The organism is Pseudomonas sp. 7P_10.2_Bac1, from assembly GCF_025465935.1.
Classification (GTDB): domain Bacteria; phylum Pseudomonadota; class Gammaproteobacteria; order Pseudomonadales; family Pseudomonadaceae; genus Aquipseudomonas.
The window spans coordinates 14,467-31,974 of sequence record NZ_JANLNV010000092.1; the positions used below are offsets into that span (position 1 = coordinate 14,467).

At 58.0% G+C, this 17,508-nt stretch carries 18 protein-coding genes; 8 read left to right on the top strand and 10 right to left on the bottom strand.

Annotated features, from left to right (window positions below):
• Positions 1-67: 67 nt before the first annotated feature.
• On the top strand, positions 68-865 hold the full coding sequence (locus NTD86_RS22825) for an acyl-CoA thioesterase (RefSeq protein WP_262205653.1): 798 nt from the start codon (positions 68-70) through the stop codon (positions 863-865).
• On the opposite strand, the gene NTD86_RS22830 is transcribed toward NTD86_RS22825, so the two are convergent.
• From NTD86_RS22830 to NTD86_RS22840, 3 genes are all read right to left on the bottom strand, one after another.
• Positions 866-1,132, bottom strand: coding sequence for a terminase (locus tag NTD86_RS22830; protein ID WP_262205654.1), 267 nt, complete (start codon positions 1,130-1,132; stop codon positions 866-868). It lies immediately after the preceding gene.
• A gap of 99 nt (positions 1,133-1,231) precedes the next feature.
• Positions 1,232-2,713: a methyl-accepting chemotaxis protein gene (locus tag NTD86_RS22835; protein ID WP_262205655.1), complete on the bottom strand. Its 1,482-nt coding sequence runs from the start codon at positions 2,711-2,713 to the stop codon at positions 1,232-1,234.
• A 170-nt stretch (positions 2,714-2,883) separates the two neighbouring features.
• Complete coding sequence (locus NTD86_RS22840) at positions 2,884-3,693, bottom strand: TatD family hydrolase (protein WP_262205656.1); 810 nt, start codon at positions 3,691-3,693, stop codon at positions 2,884-2,886.
• Between the two features lie 237 nt (positions 3,694-3,930).
• Here NTD86_RS22840 and NTD86_RS22845 point away from each other — a divergent pair, with 237 nt between their 5' ends.
• On the top strand, positions 3,931-5,349 hold the full coding sequence (locus NTD86_RS22845) for a transglycosylase SLT domain-containing protein (RefSeq protein WP_262205657.1): 1,419 nt from the start codon (positions 3,931-3,933) through the stop codon (positions 5,347-5,349).
• A gap of 100 nt (positions 5,350-5,449) precedes the next feature.
• Entirely contained in the window at positions 5,450-5,884 is a 435-nt protein-coding gene (locus NTD86_RS22850; RefSeq protein ID WP_262205658.1) for a DoxX family protein, read from the top strand.
• Between the two features lie 132 nt (positions 5,885-6,016).
• Here NTD86_RS22850 and NTD86_RS22855 read toward each other — a convergent pair whose 3' ends face one another.
• Positions 6,017-7,699 carry an acid phosphatase gene (locus tag NTD86_RS22855; RefSeq protein WP_262205659.1) on the bottom strand — a complete coding sequence of 561 codons (1,683 nt, stop codon included), beginning with the start codon at positions 7,697-7,699 and terminating at the stop codon, positions 6,017-6,019.
• 332 nt (positions 7,700-8,031) lie between these two features.
• Between NTD86_RS22855 and NTD86_RS22860 the strand changes: the two genes are divergently transcribed.
• Positions 8,032-8,340 carry a class I SAM-dependent methyltransferase gene (locus NTD86_RS22860; protein WP_262205660.1) on the top strand — a complete coding sequence of 103 codons (309 nt, stop codon included), beginning with the start codon at positions 8,032-8,034 and terminating at the stop codon, positions 8,338-8,340.
• A gap of 64 nt (positions 8,341-8,404) precedes the next feature.
• Here NTD86_RS22860 and NTD86_RS22865 read toward each other — a convergent pair whose 3' ends face one another.
• The 4 genes from NTD86_RS22865 to NTD86_RS22880 form a co-directional block, all read right to left on the bottom strand.
• Complete coding sequence (locus NTD86_RS22865; protein WP_262205661.1) at positions 8,405-9,262, bottom strand: hypothetical protein; 858 nt, start codon at positions 9,260-9,262, stop codon at positions 8,405-8,407.
• Positions 9,263-9,371: 109 nt separating this feature from the next.
• Complete coding sequence (greB, locus tag NTD86_RS22870; protein WP_262205662.1) at positions 9,372-9,869, bottom strand: transcription elongation factor GreB; 498 nt, start codon at positions 9,867-9,869, stop codon at positions 9,372-9,374.
• A 34-nt stretch (positions 9,870-9,903) separates the two neighbouring features.
• On the bottom strand, positions 9,904-12,408 hold the full coding sequence (locus NTD86_RS22875) for an ABC transporter permease (protein ID WP_262205663.1): 2,505 nt from the start codon (positions 12,406-12,408) through the stop codon (positions 9,904-9,906).
• Entirely contained in the window at positions 12,408-13,091 is a 684-nt protein-coding gene (locus tag NTD86_RS22880; RefSeq protein WP_262205664.1) for an ABC transporter ATP-binding protein, read from the bottom strand. The genes NTD86_RS22875 and NTD86_RS22880 overlap by 1 nt, the downstream gene beginning before the upstream one ends.
• A 10-nt stretch (positions 13,092-13,101) precedes the next feature.
• Here NTD86_RS22880 and NTD86_RS22885 point away from each other — a divergent pair, with 10 nt between their 5' ends.
• The 3 genes from NTD86_RS22885 (at position 13,102) to NTD86_RS22895 (ending at position 15,194) form a co-directional block, all read left to right on the top strand.
• Positions 13,102-13,707 (top strand): arylesterase, encoded by a 606-nt coding sequence (locus NTD86_RS22885; protein ID WP_262205665.1) that lies wholly within the window; start codon positions 13,102-13,104, stop codon positions 13,705-13,707.
• A 58-nt stretch (positions 13,708-13,765) separates the two neighbouring features.
• On the top strand, positions 13,766-14,059 hold the full coding sequence (locus NTD86_RS22890; protein WP_003446817.1) for a hypothetical protein: 294 nt from the start codon (positions 13,766-13,768) through the stop codon (positions 14,057-14,059).
• Between the two features lie 106 nt (positions 14,060-14,165).
• Entirely contained in the window at positions 14,166-15,194 is a 1,029-nt protein-coding gene (locus NTD86_RS22895) for a L,D-transpeptidase family protein (RefSeq protein ID WP_262205666.1), read from the top strand.
• 132 nt (positions 15,195-15,326) lie between these two features.
• Here the strand turns inward: NTD86_RS22895 and oprI are convergent, their stop codons facing one another.
• Entirely contained in the window at positions 15,327-15,578 is a 252-nt protein-coding gene (gene oprI, locus NTD86_RS22900) for an outer membrane lipoprotei OprI (RefSeq protein WP_003172710.1), read from the bottom strand.
• Positions 15,579-16,086: 508 nt separating this feature from the next.
• Between oprI and NTD86_RS22905 the strand changes: the two genes are divergently transcribed.
• On the top strand, positions 16,087-16,368 hold the full coding sequence (locus NTD86_RS22905) for a GNAT family N-acetyltransferase (protein WP_262205667.1): 282 nt from the start codon (positions 16,087-16,089) through the stop codon (positions 16,366-16,368).
• A gap of 56 nt (positions 16,369-16,424) precedes the next feature.
• Here the strand turns inward: NTD86_RS22905 and NTD86_RS22910 are convergent, their stop codons facing one another.
• Positions 16,425-17,501, bottom strand: a complete 1,077-nt coding sequence (locus NTD86_RS22910) for a 3-deoxy-7-phosphoheptulonate synthase (RefSeq protein ID WP_262205668.1) — start codon at positions 17,499-17,501, stop codon at positions 16,425-16,427.
• Positions 17,502-17,508 lie beyond the last annotated feature (7 nt).

Below are 17,508 nucleotides of genomic sequence, written 5' to 3' on the forward strand. Positions count from 1 at the left end.
TATAGGCGCTGTGCCGAGGCGGGTGGGCCATTAGTATCTCGGCCTATTGTTGAGTGTTGAGGTGTTTATGCAGTTTTCTGAATTGGTCGACGCCGTACGTAAAAATCCTCTGGACGTGACGATCACTGAAGATTGGGGTCAAGGGCGGGCCAGTTTTGGTGGGCTGATGGTGGCGTTGCAGTACGAAGCCATGCGCGCTCAAGTGGCCAGCGAACGGGCATTGCGCTCATTGGCGGTGACGTTTGTCGGCCCGGCCGAGCCGGGTGTACCGGTAAGTTTTGAAGTCGAGGTGTTGCGCGAAGGCAAAGCGGTGAGCCAAGTGCTGGGCCGGGCGGTACAAAACGGTCAGGTCGTGACGCTGGTGCAAGGCAGCTTTGGTGGCGCACGCGAGTCTGCGGTGAAGGTCGACAGCTTGCCCGCCCCGGACATGAAAGCGCCACAAGACTGCCAGCTACTGCCCTATATCAAAGGCGTGACGCCAGAATTCATGCGGCATTTGTCCATGGGCTTTGCCGTGGGCGCCATCCCGTTTACCGGGCGTGGCACGCGAGAGATGGGCGGGTGGGTCCGTTTTGACGGCGAGATTGAAGAGCAACCGCTCACAGAAACTCACCTGCTGGCGTTGATCGACACCTGGCCTCCGGCCTTGTTGCCGCTGCTCAACAAGCCGACGGCGGGTAGCACACTGACCTGGACGGTGGAGTTTGTGCAGCCGCTGCCCAAGGCCAACACCCTCGATTGGTGCAAATACCTGGCTGTGATTGAGCATGCACGTGATGGCTACGGTCATGTGGCGGCCAATCTGTGGGCGCCCAACGGTGAGTTGATCGCAATCAGTCGCCAGACCGTAGCCATTTTTGGCTAATCAAAACGCCTTGCTGACTGAGGCATTCAGCACCTTGGCGTCGATTTGACGGCCACGGTGCTGGATGGCCAGGCCGGCAAACAGGGCAACCAGGCCAATCACCGCGCTTGAGGCGTTGTTGCTGAACACGCCTGTTGTCAGTAGCAGAAACGCCAGCGCCATCATCGGTACGGCCAGCAGGCTCAGCGCCTGATGGTGAATGCTGTGCGGGGCCTTGGGGGTTGAGCGCCATTGCCAGGCAGGAAAATCAGGATGACGTTTGCCCATGATTACTCTCCTTGGTTCAAGGGTTCAGTCTTTCTGAACCGGATGAGCCAAGAATAGGGACGAGTCAGGCGCTCGGCGAATCAAGTCTGGCTATTGGCTTCATAGTTTCAACTGACCAATGGCCCGATTCAGTTCGCCTGCCAGTGTCGCCAACTGATTGCTGGTGGTGGCCGAGTCGACTGTTTGTTGCACGGTGTTTTCAGTCACATCGCGAATGCTGACCACGGCCCGGTTCATTTCTTCGGCCACCTGGCTTTGTTGTTCGGCGGCGACGGCTATCTGCGTGTTGCTCTCCCGCATTTGTGCCACCGCATGGGTGATCTCGGCCAGGGCCGCGCCTGCTTCCTGGGCCTGCTGTACGCAATCATCGGCCTTGTATGAGCTTTCTTGCATAAAGTCCACGGCGTCGCGGGTACCGGCCTGCAAGGCTGAGACCATGCTGGTGATTTCGTCGGTGGACGTTTGCACGCGCTTGGCCAAGTGCCGCACTTCGTCGGCGACCACGGCAAAACCACGGCCCATTTCGCCAGCACGGGCGGCTTCAATGGCCGCATTCAGGGCCAGCAGGTTGGTTTGTTCGGCGATGCTGTGAATCACACTGACAACACCATTGATCTGCTGGCTGTCTTGCGCCAGTTGCTGAATCATTTCGGCAGTTTTCTGCACCCCGTCCGACAGGTTGGCGATGGAGGTTTGCACCCGACTGACCACTTGCTGTCCACTGCCCGCCAGATCGTCGGCTGTTTGCGACAGATCACGGGTGGCCCCCGCGTGTTGGGCGATGTGGTGGACCGTGGCGGTCATTTCATTGATCGCGGTGGCAGCCTGATCGGTCTCGCTTTGCTGGCCGAACATGCCGTGCTGCACCTCGTTCATGCTGCTGGCCAGGCGTGCGGCACCGGCGTCCAGTTGCGCGGCGGTGTCGGCTACGGTGTTGACCACTCGTTGGTAGCCCGCCTGCATGGCATTGAAAGCGCTGGCCATCTGCCCGACTTCGTCGGCGCACGCCAACGGCACGCGAGCTGACAGATCGCCGGTTTTCTCGACATGCAGCATCACGTCTTTGAGAGTGTTGAGTTGGCTGAGCAAAAAGCGGATCAACAGCTGAGATGCGCAGAGCATGGCCAGCATGAGTACCAAAACCGCCGCGGCATAGTTGGGCAAACGCTCTACGAACACTTGCGCCAGGCTGGGCGCGTAGGCCAGCACAGCCACCTTTTGCTCATTGGCGCGGGTCACGACCTCAGCCCCGGACAACGGGTTGTGCCCAAACAGGGGCATGTGATTGAGCGAGACCCAGCCGGTGGCATCGCTCAATTGCGGCAGCGGTTGCCCGTTGATTGACGGCACGCGGTTGGGCGCCAGTGGCAACAAATCTTGGGTTTCGGGCAGCGCCTGATTGGCCGGCCACACGCTGAGCAGGTGCGCCTGGGCTTTGGCATTGGCGTGCGCGGCTTGGCTGCGGGCCTGCTGTTCAAGCTGGACGGCATACAGCACCAGCAACAACGTGGTGACAAACGCCACCGCATTCACAGCCCAGAATTTGTATTTAAGCGAGATGTTACTAAGCCAGGCACCCATGGAAGGTCTTCTCTGATGTGGCGAAAACAATATTGGCAAGGTGCCATCATTGTGCCGCTACTTTATGAAGACAACGTTGATATGAGTCAAGCTATCGCGCGCTACCCGGAACTGGTTTTTGATCAAGATCAAAAAGATCGCGAGGCAAGCGCGCTCCTACCGTTTGAGGGTTATGCGTCTAGCACCGGCAACCCGAAGAACGCCCGGGCGCAGGCCGTGGTGTGTTCAGCCAGGTCGTGTTCAGACTCGGCACGGTGCAGGGCCACTTCGCGCAGCACTTCAGGCAGGTAGGCCGGTTCGTTTCGGCCATTCTTTGGCTTGGGGCGCAAGGTGCGCGGAAGCAAGTAAGGGGCATCGCTTTCCAGCATCAAGCGTCCCCGTGGGATGTCTCGCACCAGTGGATGCAGGTGGGTGCCGCGGCGCTCGTCACAAATCCAGCCCGTAATGCCGATGTGCAGGTCCAGGTCGAGGTAGCTGAACAAGGCCCGTTGCTCGCCGGTAAAACAGTGCACCACTGCCGCTGGCAGGTGGTCGCGGTACTGACGCAGGATTTCCAGCAGGCGCTGATTGGCGTCGCGCTCGTGCAGGAAGACCGGCAACTGCAACTCGACAGCCATCGCCAGGTGCTCTTCGAGCACTTTCTCTTGTTGCACGCGCGGCGAGAAGTCACGGTTGAAGTCCAGCCCGCATTCGCCCACAGCGCGCACGTTGGGCTCTTTGAGCAAGGCCCGCAAACGCTGGGCGCTGTCGCCATTCCAGTCGCTGGCCGAGTGCGGGTGGATACCGGCCGTGGCGAACAGCCGTTGGCCTTCTTCATCCCGTTCGCAGCACAGTTGCAAGGCCTGTTCACTGCCTTCAACGCTGGTGCCGGTGAGGACCAATTGCGCGACGCCAGCCGCGTAGGCGCGGTCCAGCACGGCTTGATGCTTACCGTCGAAAGAGGGGTTAGTCAGGTTGACGCCGATATCGATGAGTTGCATGGTTCTACCTCAGGCCACAGGCCGCGAAGCATATCAGAGCTGTAGATTTATAAGAAAAACCAAGAACTACAGACAGTTATGGTTGTCTTTGAATGCCGCAACAACGCAATGCCTTTTTCATTTAAGGGTGCATTGGCTGTATTGCGCTCTGTTTCCAGCGCTGAAATCTCCCCAATGGGGTGACCGATTGTCGGGTAATCCGACGCGGCGCGGGACTGTATTCTTTCCGGAGAACGGATGACGAGACCTACGTTATTGATCGCGCTGTGCCTGTTGCTGTTGCCACTCCCGGCCATGGCGCGGCTGGCTGGGCCTTTGCAGGTTGGGCAGCCGAGCCAGGTCCGCGATCTGGCGCAGATTCGCAGCAGCCAGGTGCTGCGCGTGCTGGTGAATCAAAGTCGCAACAGCTCAGGTGAAGTGCAGGGCCAGGACATTGGCGAGGAATACCACCGCCTGCGTGCGTTCGAGCAATACCTCAATGCCAGCGCCCGTGATGGGCATGAAATCACGCTCAAGATCATTCCCAAGGCCAAGGACCAGCTGCTCGGCGCGTTGATGCGCGGAGAAGGCGATTTGATGGCGCCGGGTGAGTTGCTGGACGTCAAGCCCAGCCATGCCGTCAGCCCGAGTGATCCGGTGGTCGACCGGGTGCCGTTGCTGTTAGTGGGCGTCAAGGGCGAGCGCCGTTTCACCCGCTTCGAGCAGTTATCCGGGCGCACGGTGGCCTTGACCACCGGCAGTGCTGCCGGTGAGTCGATCAACCTGATCAACCAGAAGCTCGCGCTGCGCAAATTGCCCCCGGTCAAGGTGGAATGGGTTGATCCGAGCCTGGCGGTGGAAGACGTACTGGAAATGGTCCAGGCCGGGATCTTCCATCTGACAATCGTGGAAAAACCGATTGCCGAGCGTTGGGCCACGCTGATGCCCAAGTTGCGTTTTGATCATCAGGTGCTGATCAGCGAACCGGCCGCGATGCGCTGGTTTGTGCGCCGTGATGCGGCGATGTTGCACGCCAGCATTGATAAGTTTTTGGCCAGTTACAAGGCGCCGTCCAATCAGGACGTGGCCTTCCAGCGAGTGTATCGAGGCTTGTACCGTGTGCATTACCCATTGGCCAAGGCAGACCGGCAGAAGCTGGAAAAACTGCGGCCCGTCCTGCAGAAGCATGCACGGCAACAGGGTATGGATTGGCTGAACCTTGCCGCGCTGGCGTTCAAGGAATCTGCCCTGGACCCTGGTGCCCGAGGCTCGGGTGGAGCCACAGGCCTGCTGCAAATTACTCCCTCGGCTGCGCAACGGGTTGGCGTCAATGACATCAGGAATGTCGATAACAACGTCCAGGCTGGTGCCAAGTACCTGTCGATGATCCGTCGCAAGTTTTTCTCCAGCCCCAAACTCAACGAGCGTGAGCGCATGGCTTTTGTGCTGGCGGCTTACAACATGGGGCCTGAGCGGGTGCAGGCCATGCGGGCGGAAGCCAAGCGTCGTGGTTTGAATCCCAACCAGTGGTTCTTTCAGGTGGAACGTATTGCCATGGAGCAGGTAGGTATGAATGCCGTCAGCTATGTTAATAGTGTGAACAAATACTATCTGGCCTTCGACCGTGAGCGAGACTCATTAGAGCCGACAGCACGCCGGGTAGTCTCACGGAAATAATCGAATAATTCGATTCTAATGCTGGGTTTATTCGACTTTTAACATGATAAAAACTGATTAGTATGGCGTCCATTCCCCACCTGATTTGAAGGAACGCACCATGAGCAAACTGATCCAGACTGTTCTCGGAACCCGCGCCGGCTTTGGCTTGACTGTACTGCGGATTTTTATCGGCATCGTGTTTGCGGCCCACGGTTCGCAAAAGCTCTTTGGCTGGTTCGGTGGGGGTGGCCTTGCGGGCACCGCGCAATGGATGGAAAGCATCGGTCTGGCCCCGGGTACCTTGATGGCGTTGCTGTCTGGCGGTACAGAGTTCTTTGGCGGCCTGGCCTTGATTATCGGTTTGCTGGCGCGTCCTGCGGCCCTGGGGTTGTCGTTTACCCTGCTGGTGGCGATCTTCTCGGTGCACATTCATAACGGGCTGTTTATGGCCAACAACGGTTATGAGTTTGCCTTGGCCTTGCTCGGCGGCACCCTAGCGGTGTTGATTGAAGGGGCGGGCAGGCTCTCGCTTGATCGGGCCATTGCTGATTAACCCCCTGCGTTTCGCTGGCCCATAAAAAATCCGCAGGCCTTACAGCAGGCCTGCGGATTTTTTGGGCGTATCAGGTTCTGTTCCCGTTTCGTCGCGGCTGCAATAAACGAGAACAGAGACTAAAGCGCTGACTTAGAACATCAGCGCGTTGGTCAGATCGCCCATGGGGGCTTGCCCGCGGGCTTTCATTGCCTCGTCTCGGTGTTTGAGGCCGTCGAGGGTTTCCAACTGATGCACACGGGTGATCAGGCGCAGGATCGAGGCCGTGTCATACACCGTGTGGTCGACCGTACCTTTTCGGGCAAACGGTGACACCACCAGTGCCGGGATACGGGTGCCCGGGCCCCAGCGGTCGCCTTTGGGCGGCGCGACGTGGTCCCACCAGCCGCCGTTTTCGTCCACAGTCAGTACAACCACCATGTTTTCCCACTGGGGGCTGTTGCGCAGCACTTTGAGTACGCGGTCCAGATGACGATCGCCAGACGCCACATCGGCATAACCGGCGTGCAGGTTCAGGTTGCCCTGAGGCTTGTAGAACGACACGGCAGGCAGCTTGCCAGCTTCGGCATCGGCCAGGAACCGGTTGGTGCTGCTTTCGTCGCCCAGGCCGCCGTCACGCAGACGCTTGCTGCGCTCGGCAGGGTTTTCCGGGCCTTGCTGGGTAAAGTAGTTGAACGGCTGGTGGTGGTACTGGAAGTTCGGGATCTTGGGGATGCCATCCGAGTCTTTGTATTGATCGAGGGTGGCCTGCCAAGCGCCGGCGTACCAGGCCCAGTTGACATTCTTTTTGCTCAGCTTGTCGCCGATGTGCTCATGGCTTTGCGGCACCAGCACGCTGGGCATGTCGGGCTTGGAGTAGTCCGGGCGCTCCGGGTCACGAATCCAGGTTGGCCAGTAGGGTGGGGCCATGGTGTTGACGGCATACCCGTCGGGGGTAATAGCGCTTGGGCCAAACTGCGGGGCGCCAGTCATGGCACTTTCTGGCGAGTGATCCAGTGGCTTGAGACGTGTGCCTGCCGGATCGTCGCCCTGCAGGGTGGCGATCTGGGCCTTGGCCACCGAGTTGGCCGCGTCCGGGTAGACCGGCACGGCTGCGCTGATCAGGTACTGGTGGTTGAGGAACGAACCGCCAAAGCAGCCCTGAAAGAAGTTGTCACACAGTACAAATTCGCGGGCCACATCCCACAGGCGCAAGGAATATTGAGACTGAGCGTAATGACCCATCGGCAAGCCGCCTGAGTCTCCCCACGCGACAAACTGATCGTTCTTGCCACCGTTGATCTGCATCTGGTTCTGATAAAACACATGCCAGAGGTCGCGGGTGACCAGGTTCAGCGGCAGGTCTTCCTGATTCGGACCTTTCAGGGCGAACGGTGCGTTGGGCAGGTTTTCCTGGAACTGCACACCCTGCGTGTACGTAACGCCGTCAACGGTTTGCGGGCCCACTTGCAGCACTCCGCCCCAGGCCGGTGGCAGGGTCTTGAGCAGGCTGCCATCGCGGTCGCGCTGTTGATAGTCGGCAGGCTTGAGGGCAGAAAGAGGTTTTTCAACGCCAGGGAAGTTGGCGAACAAGTTGTTGAAGCTGCGGTTTTCGGCGTAGATCACCACGATGGTTTTCACCTTTTCGTGGAGCTTCTTGTCCAGCTCGGTCGGGCTCAGCGTCTGTTCATGGGCGTGAGTCTCGCTGCCGTGCTGATTGTTTGCATACACGTTCAAGGTCGCCGCACCTACACCCAGCGCGGCTGCACCGGCGAGGAAGCGACGGCGGCTGGCATCGGCAGGGAGTTGGGTGTCCTTGTCTTTTTCGTCGCTCATTAAGGGGATCCTGTTAACTGTTACAAAACATTTTCGGCGGCAGCGTAACAAGGGATTATGACGGAGGGGTTTCAATTGATCGAATTCAATCAGGAGCAGCCGCATTCTTCATCTATGCGTGCTCGAATTCGTGGGGGCGTCTGGTGCGGGCTTTTCGTGGCATATGATTCTTGACAGTTCTAACCGGCTTTATCTAGGATGTTTATTGCGCCGATTTAAACAGCTACTTGCGGGGCGCCGGGGTGTCAAAAGACACTCGAAATACCGCTAAAGCGCTGGTTCGGTGTTGCCTCTCACCTGCCACGCAGAACCTTGAGGCGGAGAACCGATGTATGAGTCACCCACGTCCTGTAGTTCGTCTAGCGCCGATCACGGCCAATCAGACTTCTCGCAATCCAAAAATCCTTCTGGGCGGTAAACATCAGCCGACGCTATTGCGTTATCTGGACGGCTGGCCGCGCCGCAAAGGCCAGGCGTCGGCGTTTTTGATCCAGTTTGTCGATGAAGGAGACGAGCTGACGCGTTTTGCCGCAGATAGCTTTGACTTGGCGGTGATTCAATCGCCTGCAGTCGATAGCGCCGAGCAGGTCATACGCAACTTGATCCGCGTGTCGCGTCAGGGCTTGATTACCTTTCGTTGATCCGTGTGCGCCGAATCAGGTCAAGTGATTCGGCGCGGCTGCTGGCGGTTGCCCGGTGAGCAGGTTAAAGGTCTAATTGTTGCGCTCTTATTTGATTGGCATGTTTGCAGTTTCTGACCACCTGGCTGCGTGTTGACCAGTCTGTATTGATAATGAAAAAGTTCTGGATGTAACTGTCCTTGTTTATGGATTCGAACCAGAGATCGATCTTGTCGCTAAAGTCGTCCGGGACGAAAAATGGCCAGACATACTTGGCGCACTGAATGGAGACCAACTTATAACGAGGTTTATATTTGCCGATGGTGCTATCCATAAAGACTTTTAGTTTTTGAGTGGTGTTGTCGTTGTCTCCGCTCCAGTAGTGATCGACGCCGCGCCAGAAAGTTGGATTATTCGTGCCATGGTTATAAGCGATCACCACATTTTGCCCAGGGTACTGACCCCAGATTTCACCCACGGTGAGTGTTGCAAGTCGATGGGGAATCATTCGCGATTGCAGGGTATTGGCAATCAGTGCCTCTAATTCCTCGTGGGCTTGGGCTGTGAAGTCTCTGAACTCATGAAAGTCGAGCACAATGATTTCTTGTTGTGCCTGCGGGTCTTTAAAAAAATCCAGCAGCATCGCCAGAATGTCATTGGCCACGGTACGACCTGATGATGTGCGATGAAACAGTTGAAAACGTTCAGGTTGCCCCGGGGCGTACTTACTGTAAAACGCCACTCTCAAGTCCAATACGCGGATGCCATGTAGCACCTGTTTCCTTGGGGAGACATCCTGTGTGATTTCTTGAGGGAGTTGAAAGTTGGGGGCTTCTTTGTCACTTCCTGAATCATGACTTCCGGGCAAGATGAGTTGGCCGATCAGCAGGTTCTTCAGTTGTTTTGTTTGGCCCATCCAATAACTATGTTCTATAAAACTCATGGTCTTTCACTCCTTGAATGACCGTTGGGTTATTAACCTGAGCTTAATTTAAAAGAGTGTTTGTGCACGTGTTCTACATGAAAAGAGACACTTCCAGTGGCGTGGAACATCAAGGGTATTCAATAGCCACTATCAGCACCCACTGTTCCCCGGTGGGCGTTTGCACTTGCACTTCAGCATCCAGCGCCTTGCCGATCAGTGCGCGCGCCAGTGGTGAGTCGATGCTGATCAGGCCTTGCTTGAGGTCCAGTTCATCAGGCCCGACGATGCGGTAGCGCGACTGTTTGCCGTCTTCATCTTCAATCGTGACCCAGGCGCCGAAATACACTTTGTTTGGATCGCTGGGCTTATCGCCCACCACTTTCAGGCTTTCCAGGCGCTTGGTGAGAAAACGTACGCGGCTGTCGATCTCGCGCAGCATCTTTTTACCGTAGGTGTACTCGGCATTTTCCGAACGATCACCCTGGGCCGCCGCCTCGCTGACCGATTGCGTGACCTGTGGTCTGCGCACATGCCACAGATCATGCAGTTCGGCGCGCATCCGCGCTTCACCTTCGGGGGTGATCAGCGCGGTGCCAGCAGGGCGGGGAGGGCGATAGCGGCTCATGTTCAATCCGTTGGCAGAGAAGGGCGCGAGTCTATCAGCCCTCGCGCAGCACTGTCAGTGGGCTGGCATTGAGTGCGCGGCGGGTACCCATTACCCCCGCACCCCCGACCATCACGGCGCCCACGATGGGTAGCAGCAACAACCATGGGTGCGGATGCCAGGGCAGGTCAAAGGCAAAGCGGTACAGCACTAGGCTCACCAGTTCTGCGCCCAGGGCCGCCAGCAGGCCGCTGGTGGCACCCAGCAGGCCGAACTCGATGCGTCGGGCCTTGATCAACAGTTGCCGCTCTGCCCCCAATGCCCGCAACAAGGCGCCTTGGCGAATGCGTTCGTCGAGGGTGGATTGCAGGCCGGAAAACAGCACGGTCATGCCCGCCGCGAGCACGAACAACAGCACGTACTCAATGGCTATGGTGACTTGGGCCAGAATGCTGCGCAGTTGTTCGAGCAATGCGTCAATCGGCAGGATGGTTACTGCCGGGAAGCTGCGCGACAACTCGATGATTTGCTGATCATGCCCCGAAGCCAGGTAAAAACTGGTCAGGTAGGTGGTCGGCAAGTCCTTCAAGGTGCCCGGTTGGAAGATCATGAAGAAGTTGGGCTGGAAATTGTCCCAGTTGATGCTGCGCAAACTGGTGACCTGAGCCTCGCGATTGACCCCGGCAACCGTAAAGACCAGATGATCGCCCAGCTTGAGCTTCAGGCTCTCGGCCACTTTGGCTTCGACTGAAACCCCAGGCACGCCATCAGCAGGTTGCCCCGACCACCATTGGCCTTCGGTCACTTCGTTGCCTTCGGGCAGGTTGGCAGCCCAGGTCAGGCTCAGGTCGCGCTGTACGGCTTTGTCGCCGCTGGAGTCCTTGGTGACGATTTCCTGTACCGGTTCGCCATTGATGCTGATCAGGCGTCCTGGCACCACCGGGTAGATCGGCGCGGATTCGGCCTGGAGTTCGTGCAGGCGGGCGCCAAAGGCGTCTTTGTCGGCGGGCAATATGTTCAGCGCAAAGTAATTGGGTGCGTCCTTGGGCAATTGGCTTTGCCAGGTGTCGAGCAGTTCGCCGCGCAACAGTGCGATCAGCGCCATCGACAGCAGGATCAAACCGAAGGCCAGTGCCTGACCTGCCGCGGCCAGAGGTTGGCGCAGCAATTGCCCCAAGCCCAGGCGCCAAGGCAGGGAGGCTCCTGCCAGCCCGCGACGCAGGCCCTTAAGGCCCAGTAGCAACAGGCTGCCAAGTATCAGAGCGGCAATCACGCCGCCCCCGAGCAGGGCAAAGGTCAGCACCAGGTCAAGGCTCATACGCCACATGATCAGGCCTAGCGCGAGCAAGGCGGCGCCGTATACCGTCCAGGTGCTGGCCGGGATCGGCAGAATGTCGCGGCGCAGAACGCGCAAGGGTGGTACCCGGCCCAATGCTGCCAGCGGCGGCAGGGCGAAACCGGCCAGCGCGACCAGTCCGGTGCCCATGCCGGCAAGTGCCGGTATGACGCCACCGGGCGGTACGTCAGTAGGGAGCAAGTCGTGCAGCAGAGCGAATAATCCCAGTTGTGCCAGCCAACCGAGCAGGGCGCCCGTGACACTGGCCAGCACGCCGAGCATCGCCAATTGCAGGCTGAACAGCCACAGTGTCTCGCGGCGTGACAAACCCAGGCAGCGCAGCAAAGCGCTAGCATCAAAGCGGCGATTGGCAAAGCGGGTAGCAGACAGTGCAACCGCTACCCCGGCGAGCAAGACCGCCACCAGGCTGGCCATGTTCAGATAGCGTTCGGCCTTGCCGAGCGCGCCGCCGATCTGCTGGTTGCCATCACGGCCGTCCAGCAAGCGCTGGTTGGCTTCGAGGCCTGGCTGGATCACATCGCGATAGGATTCAAGCGCCGGTGCATCGCCGCGCCACAGTTCGCGAAAGCTCACCCGGCTGCCGGGTTGTACGATTCCGGTCGCCTGCAAGTCGTCCAGATTGATCAGTACGCGTGGGGTCAGGCTGTAAAAGTTACCGGCTCGGTCGGGCTCGTAGGTCAGAACACGGGTGATCTTGACGGTTTTGGAGCCGACATCGATGTCATCACCGATCTTCAGATCCAACGCTGTCAACAGTCGCGGTTCAACCCAGGCTTGCCCGGGCTCAGGCCCGCCGCCGGGTTGTTCTTCGCCATAGGGTTGCGCGGCGCTTTTGAGTTGGCCGCGCAAGGGGTAGGCTTCATCGGCAGCCTTGATGCTGGACAGCTGGATGCCGTTGTCAGTGGCGATCACGCTGGAGAACTCGACGATCTGTGCGTGTTTGAGTCCCAGTTCGTTGCCGACTCTGATCTGTTCCTCGCGTGCCGGTGAGCTGCCTTCGAGCACCAGATCGGCCCCCAGGAACTCGGTGGCGCGCAGCACCATGGCGCCGTTGAGGCGGGCGCCGAAGTAGCCGATGGCGGTGCTGGCGGCCACCGCCACCAGTACGGCAAAAAACAGCACGCGCAATTCACCGGCGCGCGCATCTCGCAGGAGTTGGCGCAGGGCGAGACTGAGAAGACGTAGCAGCGGCAGACGTGCCATCAAGGCTCCAGAGGGCCGACCAGGTGGCCAGCGTCAAGACGGATCAAGCGTCGGCAGCGATGGGCCAGACGTTCGTCATGGGTCACCAGTACCAGTGTGGTGCCCTGTTCTTTGTTGAGCTCAAAAAGCAGCTCAGTGATGCGCTCCCCCGTGTGGCTGTCGAGGTTGCCGGTAGGTTCGTCGGCAAACAGCACGTCAGGGTTGGCTGCGAATGCCCGCGCGATGGCAACGCGCTGCTGCTCGCCGCCTGACAATTGGCGGGGGGAATGGCTCAGGCGCTGGCCCAGGCCAACGCGCTCCAGCAGATGCCGCGCCTGTTCGCGGGCGTCTTTGCGGCCATCGAGCTCCAGCGGCAACATGACGTTTTCCAGGGCGTTGAGGCTGTCTAGCAACTGGAATGACTGGAACACGAAGCCCACGTGTTCGGCCCGCACCCGGGCGCGCTGATCTTCATCCAGCGTGCTCAGCGCATGGCCGGCCAATATGACTTCGCCCTGACTGGGCAGGTCCAGGCCCGCGAGCAGGCCCAGGAGGGTGGATTTGCCCGAGCCTGATGCGCCGATGATGGCCAGGCTGTCACCTTTGCGCAGTTCCAGGCTCAGGGGGTGCAGGATGGTTAACTCGCCTTCCGCGCTGAGAACCACTTTGCTAAGGTTCTGCGCGGTGAGAATACTTTCGCCCATGGAGAATCCAATGCGTACGTGGTTTTTAAGTGCTGCTCTTGCTCTGATGTGTATAGCGCAGAATGCAGCTGCGGGAACAATCTTGATCGTTGGCGATAGTATCAGCGCGGCTTTGGGGCTGGATACCCGTCTGGGATGGGCTTCTCTGCTGCAACAGCGGTTGAAGGAGCAGGGCTATGACGACCAGGTGGTCAATGCCTCGATCAGTGGTGACACCAGTGCAGGTGGGCTTGCGCGCCTGCCTGCGCTGCTTGCGGAGCATAAGCCACAAGTGGTGATCATTGAGCTGGGCGCCAACGACGGGCTGCGTGGACAGCCGCCTGCTCAATTGAAACAAAATCTTGCCGCGATGGTCGATGACTCACAAAAAGCAGGTGCCAAAGTACTGCTGTTGGGCATGTTGTTACCGCCCAATTATGGCCCGCGCTATACCCAGGCCTTTGCCAAGGTCTACAGCGATCTGGGCAGTGAGAAAAAGGTCGCGCTGGTGCCGTTTTTCATGGAGGGCGTGGGTGGGCATCCCGAGTTTATCCAGGCCGACGGACTGCATCCCAAGGCCAATGCGCAGGGGCGTTTACTGGATAATGTGTGGCCAACCCTAAAACCGCTGCTTTGATGCTTTTCTAGCGGCATGGTTTCGGCTAATGTGGCGCCCCCCCGATTTGGAGCCCCTGATGTCGCGTCCTGCCTGGTCTTTATATGCTTATCAACTGATCGAGCCCGATGAACAGCTCGATCTGTTCGCCTGCCAGGAGGTACGGGTGCATTTGGTGACGCGCCAGTTGGAGCTGGGCGGCACGATTGATCGCACGCTGTGCGGTTCTTTGCTGCCGGCGCAGCCGCGTTGGTCGGATGTCACGCGCAAGGTGTTTCAGGATCATCGGCTGTGCCCGCTGTGTCGGGCGATCATCGAGTCTCAGCGCCGTGGCACTGAGCCGATCTGGCCTGAGTTACGCTTTGAATTATGATTCAACCTGTCTGAAACCTTAAGACTCAATACGACGCCTCCCGGCTTCTCGGGGTGGCGTGTACACTCTCTTTTTTGTCCCATGTTGATTGCGAAGGATCTTCCGGATGTTCTCGCGCTTACCTGCTGTCACCCGTTATCTGTCAGTTGCCGCACTGTGTGTTGCGGGTCCCGTTCATGCGCTTGAATTTCCGCTGCCGCCGCCAGGTGAAGACGTTGTCGGGCAGGTGCAGGTGATCAAGGGCAAGTACGAAGACTCCTTCTCGGATCTTGGTAACCAGTACGAACTCGGCTATTCGGAAATGATTGCCGCCAACCCGGGCGTCGATGCCTGGTTGCCGGTCAAGAAGAACCTGGATGGCTCGATCGTCGACACCGACATCGTATTGCCTACCCAGTTCATCCTGCCCCCGGGCAAGCGTGAAGGCATCGTGATCAACCTTGCCGAGTATCGTTTGTATTATTTCCCAAAGGATCAGAACAAGGTCTACACCTTTCCGCTGGGGATCGGTCGTGAAGGCTGGGGCTCGCCTTTGGGGCTGACCAAAGTCACCGCCAAAACGCCAAACCCGACCTGGACGCCGCCAGCCTCGATCAAGGCCGAGCATGCCGCCAATGGTGACCCGCTGCCTAACGTGGTGCCAGCCGGCCCTGATAACCCGCTGGGGCCGTTCAAGTTCACGCTCGGCATGCCGGGTTACCTGATTCATGGTTCGAACGCGAAGTTTGGTATCGGCACCGGCACCAGCCATGGCTGTTTCCGCATGCTGAACAAGAACGTACTTGAGATGGCCAACATGGTGCCGGTGGGCACGCCTGTTCGCATCATCAACGAGCCGTACAAGATTGGCGTGAGTGGCGGCAAGGTCTTCCTTGAAGTGCACGAACCATTGAATGTCAAAGATGGCTCTTTGATAGCTAAAGGCGATAAGTCGCACTTGACCCAAGAAGACCTGCAGAACAAGTACGCAGGGTTCATCAACTTCTTGTTGAACCATAAAGACCTGGAAAACCTCATCCAGATCGACAAGGACAAGGCATTCCCTGTGGTCGGTGCCGAGACCGGCATACCTGAAGAAATCGGCGTGGCCAATACCGCCGTTCAACAGGGGCAGTCACTGGACTACGTTCAGTAAGCGTTCAGGCATTAAAACAGCCGCCACGGTTAACGCCCTGGCGGTTTTTTATTGCCCGCTTAGTTGGCGATCGGGCATAAAAAAAGCCGACCCATGAAATGGGTCGGCTTCGATAATAATCCCGAAGGACTATTACTTGCGGCTAGCTTTTTCAAGCATGCGCAGAGCACGTTCGTTAGCTTCATCAGCAGTCTGTTGTGCTTTTTGAGCAGCAGCCAGAGCTTCGTCAGCTTTACGGTAGGCTTCGTCAGCACGAGCCTGGGAACGAGCTGCTGCGTCTTCAGTTGCAGTCAGACGGGCTTCAGTTTCTTTAGATACGCTGCTGCAACCGGTAGCCAGAACTGCGGCCAATGCCAGAGCAGAGAATTTCAGAACGTTGTTCATCGTGTTCCCCTTCAAGGACTTTCTAATTAAAGCTGCTCCTTCGACATGAGGAAACAGCCGGCGTACATACTACCCATTACTTGTAGTAAGTAAACTGACCTAGCGCAAGAACCAAAAAAAATAATTGGCAAGAAATGCCATTGGGCTAGATTTAACAGATTGTGTCCGAAAAATGGCCCGTCTTTGGTGGACTTGAGCAAGCGGCGAGCAAATATAAAGACAGTCCAAAGTGACTTCAAGAGGGCGTCTGCGTCTTAAATGCAACCTCGTGAAAACGTGTTGGGTGTGATCCGTCTGTCTCTGCGTGCGAGCACACACTGAGCATCAATTGCGAGAGCGACTATTCTAAATTTTGCCTGTCGGCGCGCCTGCTGGTGTCGATGTGTCTGTTTCTGAGGGTACCCCCGTATGCCGTTGTGCGGCACCCTTCTGGGGAATCCTCGGGTTCCCTCGGCACACAAACATGAGTAAGGTAGAGGTCACAGTCCAAGACCCGCGAGGAGTAATGATGAGCGAGGCGCTGTCCATCCACCATGACCAGGCAGGTCACCAGTTTGAGACCACTGTCGACGGTCACCGTGCCTACCTGACCTACATGGATTTGGGTAAGCAGACTCTGGATATTTACCGCACATTCGTGCCCAACGCCCTGCGCGGGCGAGGCATTGCGGCCGCATTGACCGAGCGGGCGCTCGATTATGCCGAGAAAATGGGCTACGAGGTGATTCCCTCGTGCTCCTACGTTGAGCGCTACATGGAGCGTCACAAGCGCGCCCAGGCCAAGACCTGAAGCTGCACTCATAAAAAACGCCGGGCTAGCCCGGCGTTTTTGTGTGCGCTGAACAATCAGCCGCGCGCGCGTTTGGGCAGTACGTCCTTGAGCTTGGCATGCATGCTGCGCAAGGTACTTTCAGTGCTGGCCCAATCAATGCAGGCATCAGTGATCGAAACACCGTACTTCAAGTCTTCGAGATTTTTCGGGATCGCCTGGCATCCCCAGTTCAGATGGCTTTCAACCATCAGGCCGATAATCGACTGGTTGCCCTCAAGGATCTGGTTGGCCACGTTCTCCATCACCAGCGGTTGCAGCGCCGGGTCTTTGTTGGAGTTGGCATGGCTGCAGTCGACCATGATGTTCGGGGTGATTTTTGCCTTGGCCAGGGCTTGCTCACAGAGGGCCACGCTGACCGAGTCATAGTTAGGTTTGCCGTTGCCGCCGCGCAATACCACGTGGCCATAGGCGTTACCCTTGGTGGTCACGATGGACACGCCGCCTTCCTGGTTGATGCCCAGGAAACGGTGCGGATTGGACACGGACTGCAAGGCGTTGATCGCAACGGTCAGGCCGCCATCGGTACCGTTTTTGAAGCCCACGGCTGAAGACAGGCCAGAGGCCATTTCGCGGTGAGTCTGCGATTCGGTGGTACGAGCACCAATGGCCGACCAACTGATGAGGTCTTGCAGGTACTGTGGGGAAATCGGATCAAGGGCTTCGGTGGCTGTTGGCAGGCCCATTTCGGCCAGGTCCAGCAGCAGTTTACGGCCGATGTGCAGGCCATCTTCGATCTTGAACGAGTCGTCCAGGTAAGGGTCGTTGATCAGGCCTTTCCAGCCCACGGTGGTCCGTGGTTTTTCAAAATAAACGCGCATGACCAGATACAGGGTGTCGCTGACTTCAGCCGCCAGCACCTTCAGACGCTCAGCGTACTCGTGAGCAGCCTTGAGGTCGTGGATCGAGCAGGGCCCGATGACAACGAACAGGCGATGGTCCTTGCCATCCAGAATATTGCGAATGACCTCGCGCCCTTTGTTCACGGTCTGCAACGCTGTATCGCTGAGAGGAATCTCGCGCTTGAGCTGTGCAGGGGTGATCAGGGTTTCGTTGGAGGCAACGTTAAGGTCGTCGATCGGTAAATCAGCCATCGTGTTA